Origin of the sequence: Klebsiella sp. BIGb0132, from assembly GCF_024810075.1 — a bacterium.
Taxonomy (GTDB): domain Bacteria; phylum Pseudomonadota; class Gammaproteobacteria; order Enterobacterales; family Enterobacteriaceae; genus Klebsiella; species Klebsiella terrigena.
The window spans coordinates 138,497-156,600 of the sequence record NZ_JANUDW010000002.1 but is presented as its reverse complement, the minus strand read 5'-3'; the positions used below and the strand labels follow the sequence as shown (position 1 = coordinate 156,600).

Sequence of the window (18,104 nt, the reverse complement as noted above, 5' to 3'; positions counted from 1 at the left end):
CTCCCCATCGCGAATCCTACCAGTCCTCCGCCTGGCCCAGGATGCGCAAAATATCCTGCCGATGGCCGACCAGCTGCGGATTATCGCGGTGGCGCGGGAAGGGCAACGGCAGCGTAAATTCGGCAATAATTCGCCCCGGACGCGGCGACATCACCAGCACCCTTTCGCACAGCAGCAGCGCCTCTTCAATATCGTGCGTCACCAGCAGGCTGGTATAGCCCTGCTGCTGCCAAAGCGCGATCAGCTCGCGCTGCATGCTGATGCGCGTCAGGGAGTCCAGCTTGCCTAAGGGTTCGTCGAGCAGCAGCAGCCGCGGCTCGTTGAGCAGCGCCCGCGCCAGCGCCGCCCGCTGGGCCATCCCGCCGGAGAGCTGACGCGGCCAGGCGGCGCTAAACGCCTCCAGCCCCATCCGCGCAATCAGCGCGTCGGCCTTTGGCTCCAGCCCTTTTCTCCCCTGCGCCTGCGGCCCGAGCAGCACGTTTTGCCGCACCGTCAGCCACGGGTAGAGGGTCGGGTCCTGAAACACCAGGATCCGCTCCGGCCCCGGGGGCCCCATGCGGCGGTCGTCGATCTGCACCTGCCCGCTCTGCAGCGCCTCCAGCCCCGCCAGCAGCCGTAGCAGGGTGGATTTCCCGCAGCCGGACGGCCCCAGCAGCGCCACGCTCTCTCCCGGGCGCAGCCGCAGGTTGATATTTTCCAGCACCGGCACCGTCTGGCGGCCCAGCGCAAAGGCGTGGCTCAGATGGGCGATGTCGATGGCCGCACCGGCCGACGTCGCCGTGGTCGCGGTCGCGGTCGCGGTCGTTACCATGTCATGCCTCCCCGCTGCCAGCTCAGCAGCCGGTCGCGTAAAATAAACAGTCCGCTAATCAGGCCGGAACAGAGAAAAGCCATCACCAGCAGCGCGGCGTACATGTTGGGATAGGCCGCCCAGCCCTGCGCCCACTGCAGATAGAAGCCGATCCCCGATTTAACGCCGACCATCTCGGCGACGATCAGCACCGAAAACGAGGCGCCTAATCCCATAAACAGCCCGACGAAGACGTTCGGCAGCGCGGCGGGAATGGCTACCCGCAGGATCAGAAAACGCTGGCTGGCCCCCAGCGTGCGCGCCACGTCGTACCAGGCTTTATCGATGCTCACCACCCCGGACCACGTCAGTACGGTGACCGGAAACCAGGTGCTGAGGGCAATCAAAAAAACGCTGGCCCCGAAGCTGGAAGGGAAGATAAACAGGCACAGCGGCAGCAGCGCCGTTGACGGTACCGGCCCGAGCAGGCGCAGTACCGGATGCAGCCAGTAGCCGATACGCTGCGACCAGCCAATGGCCAGCCCGCTGATAAAGCCGCTGGACGTCCCGAGCAGCACCCCGAGGCTCAGCAGGCCCAGCGAGTGCAGCAGGCTATCGAGCAGGCGCGGCCAGTCGTCATACAGGACTTCGATCAGCGCCTGCGGTGGAGCAAAAAACGGCACCGGCAGCAGCGCGGATTTCGCCGTCAGCCACTCCCACAGGCCGAACAGCACCGGCAGCAGCGCCAGCCATTTCCCGGCATGCTGCAGGCGCCCGCCCCGCTGGCGCCAGTAGCGGTAGCTCAGCGCCAGCAGCAGCAGCCCGCCGGCGATCGCCAGCTGCGTCATCGCCCAGCCTTCGCTGTAGGGCCAGCGCCGCCCGGCATCCGGCCACCTCAGGGTAAAGAGTCCGCCCGCCAGCCACAGCGCGGCGGCCAGCGCGCCTTCAGCCCACAGCGCACCGCCGGCCCGCGGCCGCGACAGCGCCTGTTCAGGCGAATACGTTGGCATAAATACTCTCCGCAAACTGATGAGGATCGGTCCCGGGCTTGATCACCTGCACCCGCTGCAGGTCAATAGCGTACTGGGTCAGCTCTTTGACGAACGCCTCGCCGACGGCGTGGTGGCCGTGGCCCTGGCCGTGAAGGATCCCCGAGACCTCGGTCTCATTGGTATTCAGCGCGTGGGCCATAAACGCCTGCGCCACGCTTTCCGGGTGGGCCGAAGCGTAGCTGTGCGCCTCCAGAATGGCCTGGGTCAGCGCGGCGGCGGCCGGCTTATGGTCCCGCGCCAGCGATCCGCTCACCCCCAGCACGCAGCAGCTCAGGTTGGCGTAATCCCCGCTCATATTGCTGGCGATCAGCTGATACTTGCCGGTCTCCAGCAGGCGATAGCTGAAGGGTTCGCTGCCGCTGATGGCGGCAATCTCGCGCTTGTCGAGCGCCACGCTCAGCAGGTCGGCGGGATAGACCTTCCACTGCACGTCGCTGAGCGGATCGATCCCGTGACGTTTGAGCAAAATGGCGAAGAAGTTTTTATCCGGGCCGGCCATATCGGTCACCCCGATAGTCTGTCCCTTCAGGCTCTCCAGGCCGCCAAACGGCGAATTTTTTGCCGTCAGCAGATTCAGGCAGCCGCCGTGCGTCCCGGCGGTGAGCTTGACGTCAAATCCCTGCTCCAGCGCCTTCAGCCAGCGCAGCGCCATCCCGACACCGGCGTCCGCCTTGCCGGTGGCTATCGCCTCCAGCAGAACGTCGGTCGAGTTACCAAAATTAACGAACTCCACGTCGAGGTTGTACTTGCTGAAAAACTTCTGCTGCTCGGCCACCGCGACCGGCGCAAGGCACACCGCGCTTTTGTTGATCGCCAGCCTGATTTTGTAGGGTTCAGCCAGGCGCAGCGGCAGGTTTTCCCCCTCGACGGGCATCGCCGCCATATCGTGCGCCCACAGCGGCCAGGCCGTCGCCGCCAATGCCGTACCGGCGCTCAGCTGAAGAAAACGGCGGCGGGAAAAAGAGGTCTCGATCATGGCGTGGTCTCCTGATGAGCCGTTTGTGCAGGGACGGTAAAGCCGTCATCAAAGGTCGGCGTGACGTCCAGCCTGGCGCGGATCAGCCCGTTGGCCTGATAAAAATCGGCGGTGGCCTGCTGCTGGGCGACGATCCGCGAGTCCAGGCGCTGCCACTGCGATTGCCGGTTGGCGAACTGCGCCCGGGCGATCTCCGGCGGGAAACGAATGATCTCCCCGAGGGTTTTGCCGTAGCTGTCCAGATTGGCATAAGCCCAGCGCTCGGCGCCCGCCAGGCGATGCAGATAGTCCTGCAGCGCCGCCCGTTTAGCCGGATCCTTAAGGCTGGCGTCGGTGGCCGCAAGGAAGGTATTTCCGGGCAGCAGCCCCTTGCCGCTGACCAGAATTTGCCCCTCAGCGGTTTTCACCAGCTGGGTAGTGTAGGGCTCCCAGGTCGCCCAGGCATCCACCGATCCGTTGAGCAATGCCACTTTGGCATCCACCGGGCCGAGGAAAACCCACTGCACGTCTTTGGGCGATATTCCCGCCTGCTCCAGCGCTTTGAGGGCGACAAAGTGGCCGATGGACCCCTTCCCGGTTGCGATGCGTTTGCCCTTTAGGTCCGCCGCGCTTTTCAGCGGGCTGCCCGGCGGAACCAGCACCGCGGTGCCGGCGGGGTTGCTTTTATCGACGGCGATCGCCTTTACCGGCGCACCGTTGGCGAGGGCGAAGAGCAGCGGCGCATCGCCGATAATCCCGGCATCAACCGCACCGGCGTTCAGCGCCTCCGCCAGCGGCGCGGCGGCGGGAAACTCCGCCCACCTGATGTCGTAGTTCAGGTTTTGCAGCGCATTCGCGGCTTCCAGCTGCGAGCGCATGCCGCCCTTTTGATCGGCAATGCGCAGGGTGACGCGCTCCTGCACCGCCGCATGGGCGCTCAGCGCCAGCAGCACGAGCGCCGCGGCTAAAGGGGTTCTCTTTCGTTCGCGCATGGTGATTATCCTTATAGTTGAAAAGCCTGTTTGCCCGCCGCCTGCCAGGCGCTGTCGCTCTGCGGCGTATGCACCCGCCCGCACAGCACGTTGCGGTAGTGGCGCTCCAGAGGGTGCTGGCGGCTGAGCCCGTGATTGCCGGTAAGCTCCAGCGCCAGGCCAACCGCCGAAATGGCGTTATCGGTGATGGTCACCTTCGCCAGATTGGCTTCAGCGGTGGTAAATCCCAGCTCGGCCGCCCGCTGCAGCAGGCAGCGGTTGGTCAGCAGCGCGCCCTCGATCTGCCCGACTTTCTCCTGCACCCGCGGCAGCTGGCTGAGCGGCTGCCCAAGACTTCCCGGGATACGTGAATGCAGCCAGCCCAGCAGCCAGTCGCGCGCGGCGCGGGCGACGCTGTCGTAAATGGCCGCCAGCAGCGCCGCGTGGCGGTTGGCAAACAGCCGCGTCTGTTCGGCATTCGGCCCCGGCGGCGTCGCCGCGGGCCAGGTCTCCACCGCGCTCTCCGGCGCCAGCAGCACGTCGCGAAAGAGTGCTTCATGGCTACCGGTGGCGCGCATGCCGGCGTGATCCCAGCTTTTAATAATGGTGACACCGTCACTTTTAGCCGGCACCAGCCAGGTCCCCACCCGCGGGTCGGGGTCATCGCTTCGCGCCCAGACCGCCAGCCAGCTCAGCCCCTCAACGCCGGTGGTGTAGAGCTTGTGGCCGTTGAGCCGCCAGCCCTGCGCGGTGCGGGTAGCGACGGTTTGCGGCAGGCCGCCGCGCGCCGGGGAGCCGAGCTCTGGCTCAACCCGCAGGCTGTTGATCAGCCCTCCGCGTTCGACGGCGTCGCGAAAGACCCGCTCGCGCAGCGGCTCCGCCCAGCCTTCGCTCTCCGCCAGCCGCAGATGGTGCAGATACTGCATGCAGACGATCAGCGCCGTCGCCGGCTCGCCCCACGCGATGGCGGAAATCGCCTCCTGCAGCTGCAGCAGGTCCGCCTGCGCGCCGCCGTAGCCCCGCGGCGTGGCCAGGCTCAGAAAGCCCTCCCGGTGCAGCAGGTCGAGGTTATGGCGGGGAAATTCACCGCTCTGGTCAAGTTCTGCCGCCCGTTCCGCCATCTGCCGGCGAATATTCGTCAGCCGCTGCGGCCAGCTGGCCGTCAGCTGAGGCGAAGCCTGGGGAGGCGTGCTCACGATACCCGTGCCTTAGCCGCCCGCAGCGCCGCCTTTTCGCGGGCGATCGGCAGCAGCGCCTTGCCGTACTCCTGCGCATCGTTGAGCGGGTCGAAGCCGCGGATCAGGAAGTTGTGCACCCCGAGGTCGTAGTAGTCGAGCAGCGCGTCGGCAACCTGTTCCGCCGTGCCCACCAGCGCGGTGGAGTTATGTCCGCCGCCCACCAGCTTCGCAATACCGGTCCACAGGCGCTTGTCCACCACGTTCCCCTGCTCCGCCGTCGCCCGCAGGCGCTGGGCGCCGACGCTCTCCGGCTTGGCCTTAAATCCGCCGTCGCTCTGCGCCGCGCGCTCGGAGGCAACGTGTAAAATATGCTCGGCTTTTTCCCAGGCCTGCGCTTCGCTATCGGCGATAATCGGTCGGAAGGAGACGCTGAAGTCAATTTCGCGCTGGTGCTTTGCCGCTTCAGCCCGCACCCGCTTCACCGTCTCCTGGGTTTGTCCCAGCGATTCACCCCACAGGGCAAAAACGTCGGCGTGCTTACCGGCCACCCGAATGGCGGCCTCTGAGGAGCCGCCAAAATAGAGTGGAATATGCGGTTTTTGCAGCGGACGAATGGCCGACCATGCCTGCTCGGCCTGGTAGAACTCGTTGGCGATATCGACCGGCTGCTCTGCGGTCCAGATTTTGCGTACCGTCTCAAGGAAGGCGTCGGTGCGCGCATAGCGCTGGTCGTGATTGAGATAGTCGCCGTCGCGGCGCTGTTCGGCATCGTTGCCGCCGCTGATAATATGCACCGCGAGGCGCCCGCCGAGCAGGTGCTCAAGGGTGGCGAATTTACGCGCGGCGAGCGTGGGCGAGACAAAACCCGGGCGGTGGGCAAGCAGAAAACTGATTTTTTGCGTCGACAGCCCGGCCAGGGCGGTAACCAGAAAGCCATCGGGCTGATCGGACCAATGCCCCACCAGCAGCCGGTCAAAGCCGGCGGCCTCGTGCGCCTGAGCAAAACGAACGATATAGTCGCGGTCAAAAATCGGCCCTGCCGGGGCGATAGTTTCGGACGCGAGACGGTGGCCGATCATGCCGAGAAACTGAATGCTCATACAAACTCCTTGGGTCAGGGTAACGGGCCGGCCGCGGCGGCGGCGCAATACCGTTACCCTATACATCGGAGGTTAATGAACAAAATGCATTTTTATCATATCTTAATATGCCAAATAAGCATTTAGATAAATTACAGCTATTTTTCAGTCAGATAAAGCGAGCTGCTGGACGATTTTGGCGGCAAAAAAAGTCAGCGGCTGCTGGAGATTAGCCAGATTCTGGGCGCTGATTTGCCACAGGCAGACCGCGGGCTGGAAATCGGCCAGCGCCAGGATACTAATCTCATCGCGCCACGGGCTGGCCGCCAGCGCCGCCCGGGGGACGATACCCAATCCCAACCCCTGCGCCACCAGGCCAATCTGCAGCTGGGCCCCCGCGGTCTCGGTATTCAGCTGCAGCCGCAGCCCCTGGGCCTGCAGCTCGCGGATCAATCCCGCCCGCAGCCCGCAGCCGTCGGGGTTGAGCACCCAGCCGTGCGCCGCGCACTCCCGCAGCGCCCCGGCGGAGAGGCGCAGGCTCCTGCCGGCAATCACCACGATATCCAGCGGACAGAGCAGCCGCCCGCTGTAGCCCTCCGCGAAGGCCTGCTGCGCCGGGCCCATCGCCAGCACACCGTCAAGCTCGACGCTCTCCAGACGCTTCTGCAGCTGACCGCTCCAGCCGCAGGTCACCTGCGGCTGGAGGTGCGGGAACTGCTGACGCAGCGCCGTCAGCGCCGGCTGGAGGCCGATTTCCGCCACGCTCTGCGGCAGACCAAGGCGCAGAACCCCGCGCGGCTCCGCCTCCGGGTCCAGCAACCCGTAGAGCTTTTTGGTTTCCCGCTTGATGGTCAGGCACTGCTCGTAGACGCGATGCCCGGCGGCGGTCAGGGTCAGCGGCCGGGTCTGCCGCTCCAGCAGGGTCACGTTCAGCGTCTGCTCCAGCCGCTGCAGGCGACGGGTGATCGCCGACTGGGTTATGCCCAGATACTCCGCCGCCTGATTCAGGGAGGAGAACTGCACGGTGGCTAACAGAGCGTCGATGTCGTCAATGCGCATAGATTCCTTAGAGTCGGCCTCGCCAGGCTCTTAATGTTTATTTTGCATATTAATATATGCGGAAATTGCATTTAAATAATATTAACGCCTTTGTTAGCGTATTGACCAGCCCCCCTGACAGGAACCGATGATGAGCACATCCCGACTGGAAAAATTACGCCATTTTATTCAAGACGTTGACGTCCTGCATCGCGAGATCGGCCAGCCGGAGCCGCTGCTGGACGCGGTGGCCCTGCGGCTGGCGGCGCTGGTGAAGCAGGATGACTGGCTGCCGGACGAGTACGCCCTGCCGCATCCCCACCATTATCAGCAGTATCTGCTGCACGCCGACTCCGGGCAGCGCTTTTCAATCGTCAGCTTCGTCTGGGGACCGGGACAGTCGACGCCGATCCACGACCACCGGGTGTGGGGCGCGATCGGCATGCTGCGCGGGGCGGAGGAGAATCAGCGCTACCGCCTCGACGACGCCGGCACGCCGGTGGCTGACGGTATCGCCCAGCGCCTCTCCCCCGGCGAGGTCGAGAAAGTCTCCGCCCGCGACGGCGATATTCACCGGGTCAGCAACGCGCTGGCGGATAGCGTGTCCATCAGCATCCACGTTTACGGCGGCAATATCGGCGCCGTCAGGCGCGCCGTGTATACCCCGGAAGGACTCAGCAAACCCTTTATCTCCGGCTACTCCAACCGCCATTTACCCAATCTCTGGGATCTCTCTAAGGATAATTAATATGCCCGAACACTCCCTACGCCAGGCCGCACAGATCCGCCAGTCGCTGCTCGACGGCACGGAGCTGGCGCTGATCGACGTGCGTGAAGAAGCGCACTTTGCCACCGCGCATCCGCTGTTCGCCGCGAACCTGCCGCTCAGCAAGCTGGAGCTGGAAATTAGCCGCCGGGTGCCGCGCCTGACGACGCCGATAACCGTTTACGATAACGGTGAAGGCCTTGCAATAGTCGCTCTCGAACGCCTGCGCGGCTGGGGCTACCGCGACGTTGCCCTGCTCGATGGGGGGCTGGCGGGCTGGCAGCGCAGCGGTGGAGAGCTGTTTCAGGACGTCAACTCCCCGAGCAAAGCGTTTGGCGAGCTGGTTGAGAGCCAGCGCCATACGCCTTCGCTGAGCGCGCAGGAGGTTCAGGCGCTGATTGACGGCCCGCAGCCGGTGGTGGTGCTCGACGCCCGGCGCTTCGATGAGTATCAGACCATGAGCATTCCCGGCAGCATCAGCGTTCCCGGCGGCGAGCTGGCGCTACGGGTTGACGGCCTCGTAGGCTCGGAGCAGACGCCGATCGTGGTTAACTGCGCGGGACGCACCCGCAGCATTATCGGCGCCCAGTCGCTGCGCAACGCCGGAGTGCGTAATCCGGTCTACGCCCTGCGCAACGGGACCATCGGCTGGACGCTGGCCGGACTCGCTCTGGAGCACGGCCAGCAGCGGCGCTATGACCCGGAGCAGCAGCCATCGACGGCGCGGCGCCAGCAGGTGCGCGCGCTGGCCGAAAGCGCCGGGGTGACGTTTATTGATGAGACTACGCTGCAGCGCTGGCGGCGCCAGGAGGATCGCACCACCTATCTGTTCGACGTCCGCAGCCCGGAGGAGTACGCCGCCGGCCACCTGCCCGGCAGCCTTAGCGCTCCCGGCGGACAGCTGGTGCAGGAGACCGACCACCACGCCAGCGTGCGCGGCGCGCGGATCGTCGCGCTGGACGATGACGGCGTTCGCGCGGCCATCACCGCCTCCTGGCTGGCACAGATGGGCTGGGAGGTCGCGGTACTGCGCGAAACGAATCCGGCAGCGTTTAGCGAGCGCGGCGTACCGGCAGCCAGCGTCCCGCCGGCCCCGGTAGCGAAAGAGATAGCCCCCCAGCGACTGGCGGAGCTGCTGAATGAACCGGGCACCGCGGTGCTGGATTTCACCACCAGCGCCAACTACGCGGCGCGGCATATTCCCGGCGCCTGGTGGCTGGTGCGCTCCGAACTCAGGCAGGCGCTGGAGGCGATCCCGCCCGCCGAGCGCTACGTGCTTACCTGCGGCAGCAGCCTGCTTGCGCGTTACGCTGTCACCGAAGTCGCGGCGCTCACCGGTAAGCCGGTAGAGCTGCTGCGCGGCGGCACGCAGGCATGGATAGCGGCGGACCTGCCGCTGGAGCGGGGCAATACGCGGCAGGCGAGCGAACCCAGCGATCGCTATCGCCGCCCGTACGAGGGAACGGATAACTCTCCCGAGGCGATGCAGGCCTATCTGGACTGGGAGTTCGGGCTCGTCGATCAGCTGGCGCGCGACGCCACCCACGGCTTTAGGGTGCGCTAGCCGGCGCTGCCGCGTTCACGCAGCGGGCGCACGCATAATCCACGAGTACTGGAAGCTTTTCGCTGCCGGGAAATGGGTGCGCCGCCGGAAGGAGCCCAGCGTCTGCGGCGTGCAGTAGGTGCAGCTGCCCAGCCACTCGACGTTTTCATCCGCCACGCCGGCGCGCTGCAGCAGCAGCCCGGCAAAGGCCCGCAGATCGAACCACAAACTCTCCGGCTCCGTCCCCCGGGCCTGCTCCGCCCTGGCAGGCTGCGCGGGGCGCCGATGGAACAGGCGGTCGCTATGCTGCCGCGCCAGCTCCCCCGCCGGCATCGTCAGCAGAGCCTGATAAAATTCGCCGGAGACTTCATAGCAGCAGGCGTGGATATGCGGCCCGATCGCCACCACTATCTCCTCCGGCGCCACCCGATGCTGGCGGAACAGCGCGAGGCTGTTTTCGACGATGCCGCTCGCCGCCCCGCGCCATCCGGCATGGACGCTGCAGACGTAGCGCCCGTCGCGGGAGGCCATCAGCATCGGCAGGCAGTCCGCGGTCACCACCCCCACCTTCTGCCCGCTCAGGGCGGTGAACACCGCGTCGGCGTGCGGCCGTTCGGCCAACGGGGCCCGATAGTGATGGACAACATTGCCGTGCACCAGCTTAACCGGCGCCATCTCGGCGTAGGGAAAGGCGGCGGTCTCGTGCACGTCGAGGAAGGCGTAGCCGATGCCGGGAATAGCGCTTAATAACCGGGATTGAAAGGACATGATGGCGGCAAAATGAATTAATGATGATTTACCGTATGCCAAAGTCGGCGGATGCGCAAGGCGGCCCGTCTGCGGGAGCATGCGTCAAAACATCTTGATCTTAAGGGGTATATGCGACGTTTAGCGTTGCTTCCGCCAACGCTATATATTTTAATGCACAACGATTCTTTACTCTCTAAGCGAGCCGCCTATGTCCACACTACCTCGTTTCTTACTCAGCCTGACGCTGGTTGCCAGCACGCTGTTCGCCGCGAACGCCTTTGCCGATCGCACCCTCACCGACCAGACCGGGCGCGAAGTCACCCTGCCCGATCGCGTTAACCGCGTCGTCGTGCTCCAGCACCAGACCCTGAACCTGCTGGTGCAGCTTAACGCCGCCGACGACGTTGTCGGCGTCATGAGCAGCTGGAAAAAGCAGCTCGGCCCGGCCTTTGCGCGCTTTATGCCCGCCATCGAAGGGCTGCCAACGCCGGGGGATTTAACCCAGGTCAATATCGAAAGCCTGCTGGCGCTGCACCCGCAGGTGGTATTCGTCGCCAACTACGCACCCCAGGCGATGATCCAGCAGATCCAGAATGCAGGGATCCCGGTCGTCGCCGTGTCGCTGCGCCAGGACGCCGACGGTGAAAAGAATAAAATGAACCCGTCGATGGCCGACGAAGAGCAGGCCTATAGCGAAGGATTGAAACAGGGTATTCGCCTGATTGGCGAGGTGGTTAATCGCAAGGCCGAGGCGGAAGAGCTGATTCGCTACACCTATAGCGCCCGGGCGCAGGCCAACGCTCCGGTGGCCGACATTGCCGACGGCCAGCGGGTGCGGGTCTATATGGCTAACCCCGATCTCAATACCTACGGCTCCGGGAAGTATACCGGCCTGATGATGAAGCACGCGGGCGCGCTGAACGTGGCGGCCGCCTCGGTGAAGGGCGCGCGTCAGGTGTCGCTGGAGCAGGTGCTGCAGTGGAACCCGCAGGTGATTTTTGTCCAGGACCGCTATCCGCAGGTGGTGAAACAGATTATCGCCGATCCGCAGTGGCAGGGAATCGACGCGGTGAAAAACCATCGCGTATGGTTGATGCCGGAATACGCCAAGGCCTGGGGCTATCCGATGCCGGAAGCGCTGGCGATCGGCGAACTGTGGATGGCGAAAAAGCTCTATCCGTCCCGCTATAGCACCGTCGACGTCGACGCCAGAGCGCAGGACTATTACCAGCGCTTCTACCGCGTAAAATGGACGCCCGATGCTCAGTAATCGTCATCCGGCCCTGCTGCAGGGCGGGCTGGCGCTGGCAACCCTGCTGATTGCCGTGACCTCACTCTGTTTAGGCCAGTATCCGCTGAGCCTCGGCGAGGTCTTTCGCCAGCTGGGCCACCTGTCGCCCGCCGACGGCGTGGCCGGGCAGATTGTCTGGTCGGTGCGCCTGCCGCGGGTGGTGATGGCGCTGCTGGCCGGCGGCGCGCTGGGGCTGTGCGGGGTCACCCTGCAGGGGGTCTTTCAAAACCCGCTGGTCGACCCGCATATCATCGGCGTGACCTCCGGCTCCGCCTTCGGCGGAACCCTGGCCATCCTCTTAGGCCTCGACACGCTGCTGATGATGGCCTCAACGTTCGGGTTTGGCCTGCTGGCGCTGATGCTGGTGTACCTGATTGCCGCGCTGCAGGGGCGAGAAAACACCCTGGTACTGATCCTCTCGGGGATTATTCTCAGCGGCTTTTTTGCCGCCCTGGTCAGCCTGATGCAGTATCTGGCCGATAGCGAAGAGACGCTGCCGAATATCGTCTTCTGGCTGCTGGGCAGCTTCGCCACCGCCAACTGGCATAAGGTGCTGCTGATGGCGCTGCCGATTATCGCCGCCGCAGCCCTGCTCTATCGGCTGCGCTGGCGGATTAACCTGCTGGCGCTGGAGGAGAAGGACGCCCGCGGGCTGGGCGTCTCGGTCGCCGCGCTGCGCCGCAGCGTGCTGGTCTGCTGCGCCGTGCTGGTGGCCGCGCAGGTGGCGGTCAGCGGCAGCATCGCCTGGGTCGGGCTGGTTATCCCGCACCTTGCGCGCCTGCTGGTCGGCGCCGACCATCGACGCCTGCTGCCAACCGCCTTCTGGCTCGGCGGCGGCTTTATGGTGGTGGTGGACAGCCTGGCCCGCACCTTAACTCAGGCGGAGATCCCGATCGGGATTATCACCGCCCTGCTCGGCGCGCCGCTGTTTAGCTGGCTGCTTTTCCATTCGCGCCACCGAGGAACCGCCTGATGGAAGTCTCCCTTAGCCTGACGCAGCTGCTCTATGGTCATCGTCAGCCGCTGTTTGCCCCGCTTAGCCTGCGCTGCCGCTCCGGCGAAGTCTGGGCGATCCTGGGCGCTAACGGGCGCGGAAAAAGCACGCTGCTTGATACGCTGACCGGCGTGCTGGCGCCGCTCGGCGGCCGGTTTGAATCGATCGGCGGCACCGCTATCGTGCCGCAGTCTTTTCGCCCGGCGTTTAGCTGGCAGGTGCAGGAGGTGGTGCTGATGGGCCGGGCTCGCCACGTCGATCTGTTTTCCCAGCCCGGCGCCGAGGACCGACGGCAGGTGCAGGAGGCGCTGCGCCAGCTGGGGATTGCGCATCTGGCGGCCGCCGCCTTTCGCGCGCTCTCCGGCGGCCAGCAGCAGCTGGTGCTGATTGCCCGCGCGCTGGTGGGTGCCAGCCAGAATATCCTGCTCGACGAGCCCTGTTCGGCGCTGGATCTCGCCAACCAGCAGGTGGTGCTGCAGCTGATTAGCGATCTGGCGCATCGCCAGACGCGAACGGTGCTGTTCACCACCCACGATCCGACCCACGCCCTGCAGATAGCCAGCCACACCTTACTCCTGCTGCCCGAGGGCGAATGGCTGGCGGGCGAGTCCGCCGAGGTGCTGAGCGAAGCCAATCTGCTGCGCGCCTACGGTTTACCGGTCCGCAAAATCGACCACCCCGGCTCGCCCGTGCCGCTGCTGGCGCCGCAGTTTACGATCCGCCGCTGAGCGGCAAAAAGCCCGCCGCGCGCAGGAAGCCCTGCCCCTCGTCGCCGAGAATAAAGCGGCAGAGCCGCTGCGCGTCGGCGCTCTCGTCGATCGGCGTCAGGTAGTAGTCGGCGCGCACGTTCCACGGCGGCGGAATGACAACGCAGCGCAGCGCGTCGCCGGCCGATATCTGGCTGGCGTAGTGGGCGTAGCCGATGAACAGGTCGGCCAGCCCTTCGCCAATCAGCCAGGCTGCCGCCGTGCTGCCCGGCGGGACCTTTAGCGAGTCTCTTCCTCCCACCAGCTGCCGGGCGCGGGCCATCATCTGCCGTCCGGCTCCCGGATAGCTGGCCTCAATTCGTGCGAACAGCTGCCAGGTGTAGTCGCCGGAGGGATCGCAGCCCGGCGTTGAGGTCGCCAGCCGCAGCTGCGGGTCGCGGAGCAGCGTCAGCCAGTCGGCCTCCTCGCCGGCGGCGGTTCGTCGTACGGTGATCGTCAGCCGGTTAGCAGCAAACGCCCGGCACTCGCCCGCCAGACCCGCCTGCCGCAGCGCCTGCGGATGCTGGCCGTTGGCGGAGGCGAAAACCGAGCAGCGCTCCCCGGCCTCAATTCGCTCGCGCAGCAGGCCCGCGGGGCCAAAATGCGCCTCGACCTCAATGCCGGTAAGCTGATGAAAACGCGCCAGCAGCGGGACAAAAGCGCCTTTCAGGCTCCCCGCCGCCAGCAGAACGATAGGCGGTGTCATAGATCTCTCGCTCAAGTCCGGAAATGGTGGCTATGGTAACCGGCCCGAGCGCGTTTCAGTAGCGAATTTCCGCCAGCTCCCGCAGCCGCTCCGGCGTCGCCACCGGTAAATTGAAAAAGCGCAGATAGGCGGGGATCATCTCAAACAGCATGTCGGTACCGCGCTGGATCGCGCAGCCCCGCGCCTGTGCCGCCCGCAGCAGCGGCGTCATTTCGTGGGTCATCACCACTTCTCCCACCCAGCAGGCGGGCGACAGGCGCTGCGGATCCAGCGGCAGCGGATCGTTAGCCTTCATCCCCAGCGGCGTGGCGTTGACCACCAGGTCATGCCCCTGCGGATCGCGCTGCATCAGGCTGAGATCCAGCGCCGGATAGTGCTGCAGCAGGCGCCCGGCCAGCGCCTGCGCCGCCTGCGGATGGCTATCGTAGAGCGTCAGGGCCCTGACCCCCGCCGCCGCCAGCGACGCGGCGATCGCCGAACCGACGCCGCCGCAGCCGACCACCAGCGCCCGCGCGCCCCGGGGCTGAAAACCCTTACGGCGGAGGCCAAGAACGAAGCCGTCGCCGTCAAACATATCCCCGCTCAGGCTGCCGTCGGCCTCGCGGCGAATGGCGTTGCACGCCCCGGCAATGGCCGCCGCCGGGCTAAGATGCTGCACCAGGTCGCAGGTGGCCATCTTGTGCGGCATGGTGACCAGCGCGCCGACGATGTTGGTCATCGAGAACAGCGGCGCGATAAAGGCGGCATAATCCTCCGCTTTGACCCCCATCGGCACCACTTTAACGTCCACCTGCTGGCTTGCCAGCCACGGGTTATAAATCATCGGCGCCTTAAAACTGGCGGTCGGATAGCCAAGATGCGCTATCAGCCGCGTGTTGCCACTAATCACCATGTTGTGCCCCTGCCCTTATTTTGCCAGCTCGATGCGTTTGACGTCGCCGAGAATAAACAGATACGCCACCACCCCGAGCAGCGCCGCACCTCCGATATAGACCAGCGCGTAGAAGAAGCTGCCGAAGGCCGCGACGATAAAACCAATAATCAGCGGCGTGAGGATCCCGGCCAGATTGGCGCAGAAGTTAAACAGCCCGCCGGTCAGCCCGCCCAGCCCCTGCGGGGCGATATCGGAAATCAGCGTCCAGCCGAGGCCGACCATGCCCTGGCCAAAGAAGGCGAAGGACATCACGAGGATCACCGCCAGATCGCTGGTCAGCCAGTTAGCGGAGATAATCGTGCTGGCCATCAGCAGGCCGGCAACGATAGGCAGCTTGCGCCCGAGGTTCGCCGAGCCGGTGGCCTTCAGCAGCTTGTCGGAGACCCAGCCGCCGAACATCACCCCGCCGGCGGCGGCGAGGAACGGCAGGATGGCGAAGAAGCCCACCTTTAGCCACGGCATGTGGCGCTCGGTCGCCAGGTAGGTTGGGAACCAGGTCAGGAAAAAGACCAGTACCGTATTGCCGGCAAACTGACCGATGCTGGCGCCGAGGATCTGCCGCTTGCCGAGCAGCTGGCGGACCAGCGGCCAGCTGAAGGCCATCCGCTGCTGCGTCGCGTTAGTCATGCCGCCGCCGCTGGCAATATGCTCGCGCTCCTGCGGGCTCAGCTGCTTATCCTCATGCGGATCGCGGTAGCAGCGCCACCACACCAGCGCAAAAAGCACCCCGACCGCGCCGACGCTGATAAACAGCGTCCGCCAGCCGAAGCTGCCCATGATCCAGAACAGCAGCGGCGAGAAGCAGGCCAGCCCAAGATATTCGCCCACCGTATACACCGCGGTGGCTTTGGCCCGCTCCTGCTGGGGGAACCAGGCGCTGACGACCCGGCTGTTGACCGGAAAGCACGGCGCTTCGCTGACCCCAAGGCCAAAACGGCAAAGCAGCAGCGTCTTGAGGCCAATCGCCATGCCGTGAAACAGGGTAAACAGCGACCACAGGGTCAACGACAGAAAATAAGTCACCTTGTTGCCGAAGCGGTCGAGAAACAGGCCGCCGGGGATCTGCGCCAGCGCGTAGGTCCAGGCGAAGGCGGAGAAGACGATCCCCATCACCGCAGCGTCAATGCCGAGCTCGGAGGTTAGGCTGGGGGCCGCAATGCCTAATACCGTGCGGTCAAGATAGTTAATCATCGTACCGACGGCCAGCAGCGAAAGGATCCCGATCCGCCGCCGGGAGCGGCGAACGGTGGTCGCGGTCTCTGCCGTCGCCGCGTGGTTATGGCTATAAGAACTCATAGTCGTTTCCTGTCATAGACACCTTATCACCCGCGCCTTTTGCGCGGACGGCAGGAACGTTGCCGCCTTAGCGCAGCGCGAATGATGCGGTGCGTGGGGTGCAGATGAATGTTGTTATTGTATGGGTGATACGCACTTAATGAACCATTTGATACAATCTAGCCGTACTGCATCGCCGAAAGGCGTACCGCCGCGTTTGCCGCGCCGTAGAGCGCGTAGCCGCCGCGTCTTTCGGTCAATTCAAAGAAAAAGCGCCCCGATGAGAACGGTCGGGTGTAGAGATGCAGGAATTCACCGCCCTGACCATCGCGGTCGTAGAGGATCTGCAGACGTTTGAGCTGCGCCGCGCGCTCGTCGGCGCCAAAGCGCGCCACCAAATCCTCGTAGTAGTTTGCCGGGATCGGCAGCGCGTCGAGGGAGACCTCGGGCAGGCTATCGAGGGTGGCCGGCAGGTCCCGGCAGGCGAAGGCCGCGTGCTGCAGCCCCGCGCCCTGATAACAGGCAACGGAGCGGGCAATCTGCGTCGCGCGGCTTTGAGAAATATTCAGCGCCAGGCGGATGTTGCCCTGCGGGCTGTGCACCGCGAGGCTGCGCACCAGACCGTACGGGTCCGGCAGCGTCTGTTCGTGTTCGAGCGTAAAGCCGAAGACCGTGCGGAAGAAGATAATCCAGTTATCGCGGCTGTCCGCCTCCATCCCGAGCGCCAGGTGATCGATGCCGCTGTAATCATCGCGCATGGCCGCAAGCGGCTGCAGGTGGAAATCACGGGCATAGATATCGTCCCCGTGCTCAATCAGATAAATCAGGCTTCCGTCCGGGGCGCAAACCGCCGGGATCGGGCTTTCATTCGGCCCGGCGTCGCCCTGCCAGGTGGCGTAGCCGTAGGCGCGAGCGCGGGCAATAATCGGCGCGCTGCGGCTGACGCCGAGGGCCATCGCGCACAGCGAAACCCCGTGGCGCTGGTGGAAATGGTCGGCCCAGCTGTGCGGCTGAAAGTTGACGATGGCGCGTGCCGCACCGTTACGCCACAGCGCCACCTGCTTGGAGCGATGCAGCCCCTCCTGCTGGAAACCCAGCTGCGCCAGGCGCTGGCCGAGGGTTTTCGCCTCGGACGGGCTGGCGGCAAACTCAATAAACTCCAGCCCGGCGTAGTGCGCGGGCTCCGGCGCGTCAAACAGCGGCGCATCGCTGCTCGCCAGCTGGCGCCGGGTCTGCTCTTCCAGCCACAGCAGCGAGCGGTAGCCGTCCTTCGCCGTCGCGCCGTTTGGCGAGGCGCGAAAACCATCGTTAAAGATCTCCAGCGACCACGGGCCGCGATAGCCGCAGCGGGTCAGCTCGCAGGCAAAATCCACCAGCGGCAGCTGCCCCTGGCCGGGGAAGCAGCGGAAATGGCGGCTCCATTCGAGGACATCCATCTTCATCAGCGGCGCGTCGGCAAGCTGCAGGAAGGTGATTTTATCCACCGGCACTTCGTGCAGGCGCGCCAGATTATCGCCGCGCGCGAGGATGTGGAAGCTGTCGAGCACGATGCCCATTGCCGGGCTGTTGACCGCTTTTACCCGCTCCCAGGCCTGATGCCAGAGGTTAACGTGCGTCCCCCAGGCCAGCGCCTCATAGCCGACGATAATCCCCTCCTGCTCCGCCAGATCCGCCAGAGCACGAAGGTCGGCCACCTGCAGGGCGATATCGGCGGAGCAATCCGGCTGTACGTTGCTGCACAGCAGCATGGTGTCGCAGCCGAGCTCGAGCATCAGCGCGAATTTTCGTTTCGCGCGCGCCAGATTGGCCGCAAACTGCGCGCGGCTGGCGCCTTCAAAATCGCGAAAGGGTTGAAAAAGCGTGATTTTTAGCCCTAAATCAGCCGCCAGGTTACGAATATCCGCCGGCGTGCCCGTATAATAGAGCAGATCGTTTTCGAAGATTTCGACGCCCTGATAACCCGCAGCGGCAATGGCGTGAAGCTTTTCAGGTAAGGTACCGGAAATCGAGACGGTGGCGATTGAGCGCAGCATAGA

At 64.9% G+C, this 18,104-nt stretch carries 17 protein-coding genes; 5 read left to right on the top strand and 12 right to left on the bottom strand.

The features are described from left to right. Positions 1 to 16: 16 nt before the first annotated feature. From M2416_RS07590 to M2416_RS07560, 7 genes are all read right to left on the bottom strand, one after another. Positions 17 to 811, bottom strand: coding sequence for an ABC transporter ATP-binding protein (locus tag M2416_RS07590; protein WP_259223057.1), 795 nt, complete (start codon positions 809 to 811; stop codon positions 17 to 19). Then, positions 805 to 1,800 carry an ABC transporter permease gene (locus M2416_RS07585; RefSeq protein WP_135184392.1) on the bottom strand — a complete coding sequence of 332 codons (996 nt, stop codon included), beginning with the start codon at positions 1,798 to 1,800 and terminating at the stop codon, positions 805 to 807. Before M2416_RS07585 ends, M2416_RS07590 begins: the two co-directional genes overlap by 7 nt. Next, positions 1,781 to 2,818 carry an ABC transporter substrate-binding protein gene (locus M2416_RS07580; RefSeq protein WP_259223053.1) on the bottom strand — a complete coding sequence of 346 codons (1,038 nt, stop codon included), beginning with the start codon at positions 2,816 to 2,818 and terminating at the stop codon, positions 1,781 to 1,783. Before M2416_RS07580 ends, M2416_RS07585 begins: the two co-directional genes overlap by 20 nt. Beyond that, positions 2,815 to 3,789: an ABC transporter substrate-binding protein gene (locus M2416_RS07575; RefSeq protein WP_259223052.1), complete on the bottom strand. Its 975-nt coding sequence runs from the start codon at positions 3,787 to 3,789 to the stop codon at positions 2,815 to 2,817. The genes M2416_RS07580 and M2416_RS07575 overlap by 4 nt, the downstream gene beginning before the upstream one ends. An 11-nt stretch (positions 3,790 to 3,800) precedes the next feature. After that, a complete protein-coding gene (locus M2416_RS07570; RefSeq protein ID WP_259223956.1) occupies positions 3,801 to 4,889 on the bottom strand; it encodes an acyl-CoA dehydrogenase family protein in 1,089 nt (362 codons plus the stop codon). Between the two features lie 71 nt (positions 4,890 to 4,960). After that, positions 4,961 to 6,046 (bottom strand): LLM class flavin-dependent oxidoreductase, encoded by a 1,086-nt coding sequence (locus M2416_RS07565; RefSeq protein WP_259223050.1) that lies wholly within the window; start codon positions 6,044 to 6,046, stop codon positions 4,961 to 4,963. A gap of 144 nt (positions 6,047 to 6,190) precedes the next feature. Beyond that, positions 6,191 to 7,084 carry a LysR family transcriptional regulator gene (locus M2416_RS07560; protein ID WP_076947613.1) on the bottom strand — a complete coding sequence of 298 codons (894 nt, stop codon included), beginning with the start codon at positions 7,082 to 7,084 and terminating at the stop codon, positions 6,191 to 6,193. Positions 7,085 to 7,214: 130 nt separating this feature from the next. Here M2416_RS07560 and M2416_RS07555 point away from each other — a divergent pair, with 130 nt between their 5' ends. Both M2416_RS07555 and M2416_RS07550 read left to right on the top strand, forming a co-directional pair. Further along, entirely contained in the window at positions 7,215 to 7,811 is a 597-nt protein-coding gene (locus M2416_RS07555) for a cysteine dioxygenase family protein (protein WP_123551542.1), read from the top strand. A gap of 1 nt (position 7,812) precedes the next feature. Further along, entirely contained in the window at positions 7,813 to 9,393 is a 1,581-nt protein-coding gene (locus M2416_RS07550) for a rhodanese homology domain-containing protein (RefSeq protein WP_259223047.1), read from the top strand. 15 nt (positions 9,394 to 9,408) lie between these two features. Here M2416_RS07550 and M2416_RS07545 read toward each other — a convergent pair whose 3' ends face one another. After that, positions 9,409 to 10,140, bottom strand: coding sequence for a purine nucleoside phosphorylase YfiH/LACC1 family protein (locus M2416_RS07545; RefSeq protein ID WP_259223955.1), 732 nt, complete (start codon positions 10,138 to 10,140; stop codon positions 9,409 to 9,411). Positions 10,141 to 10,330: 190 nt separating this feature from the next. Here M2416_RS07545 and M2416_RS07540 point away from each other — a divergent pair, with 190 nt between their 5' ends. Genes M2416_RS07540 through M2416_RS07530 form a run of 3 tightly spaced genes read left to right on the top strand, consistent with a single transcriptional unit; the run spans position 10,331 to position 13,135 of the window. After that, positions 10,331 to 11,392, top strand: a complete 1,062-nt coding sequence (locus M2416_RS07540) for an ABC transporter substrate-binding protein (RefSeq protein ID WP_259223045.1) — start codon at positions 10,331 to 10,333, stop codon at positions 11,390 to 11,392. Next, a complete protein-coding gene (locus M2416_RS07535; RefSeq protein ID WP_259223042.1) occupies positions 11,382 to 12,386 on the top strand; it encodes a FecCD family ABC transporter permease in 1,005 nt (334 codons plus the stop codon). The genes M2416_RS07540 and M2416_RS07535 overlap by 11 nt, the downstream gene beginning before the upstream one ends. Then, positions 12,386 to 13,135, top strand: coding sequence for an ABC transporter ATP-binding protein (locus M2416_RS07530; protein WP_076947618.1), 750 nt, complete (start codon positions 12,386 to 12,388; stop codon positions 13,133 to 13,135). The genes M2416_RS07535 and M2416_RS07530 overlap by 1 nt, the downstream gene beginning before the upstream one ends. Here the strand turns inward: M2416_RS07530 and M2416_RS07525 are convergent. The 4 genes from M2416_RS07525 to M2416_RS07510 all read right to left on the bottom strand — a co-directional run bounded on the left by M2416_RS07525 (position 13,119) and on the right by M2416_RS07510 (position 18,101). Continuing rightward, entirely contained in the window at positions 13,119 to 13,859 is a 741-nt protein-coding gene (locus tag M2416_RS07525; RefSeq protein WP_076947619.1) for a substrate-binding domain-containing protein, read from the bottom strand. The genes M2416_RS07530 and M2416_RS07525 overlap by 17 nt on opposite strands. A 55-nt stretch (positions 13,860 to 13,914) precedes the next feature. Beyond that, the gene (locus M2416_RS07520; protein WP_259223040.1) at positions 13,915 to 14,751 is read right to left on the bottom strand and encodes a shikimate dehydrogenase family protein; all 837 of its coding nucleotides are present in this window, start codon (positions 14,749 to 14,751) and stop codon (positions 13,915 to 13,917) included. Positions 14,752 to 14,766: 15 nt separating this feature from the next. Beyond that, a complete protein-coding gene (locus tag M2416_RS07515) occupies positions 14,767 to 16,089 on the bottom strand; it encodes an MFS transporter (RefSeq protein ID WP_076947621.1) in 1,323 nt (440 codons plus the stop codon). Between the two features lie 158 nt (positions 16,090 to 16,247). Further along, complete coding sequence (locus M2416_RS07510) at positions 16,248 to 18,101, bottom strand: bifunctional sugar phosphate isomerase/epimerase/4-hydroxyphenylpyruvate dioxygenase family protein (protein ID WP_259223038.1); 1,854 nt, start codon at positions 18,099 to 18,101, stop codon at positions 16,248 to 16,250. Between the last annotated feature and the right edge of the window lie 3 nt (positions 18,102 to 18,104).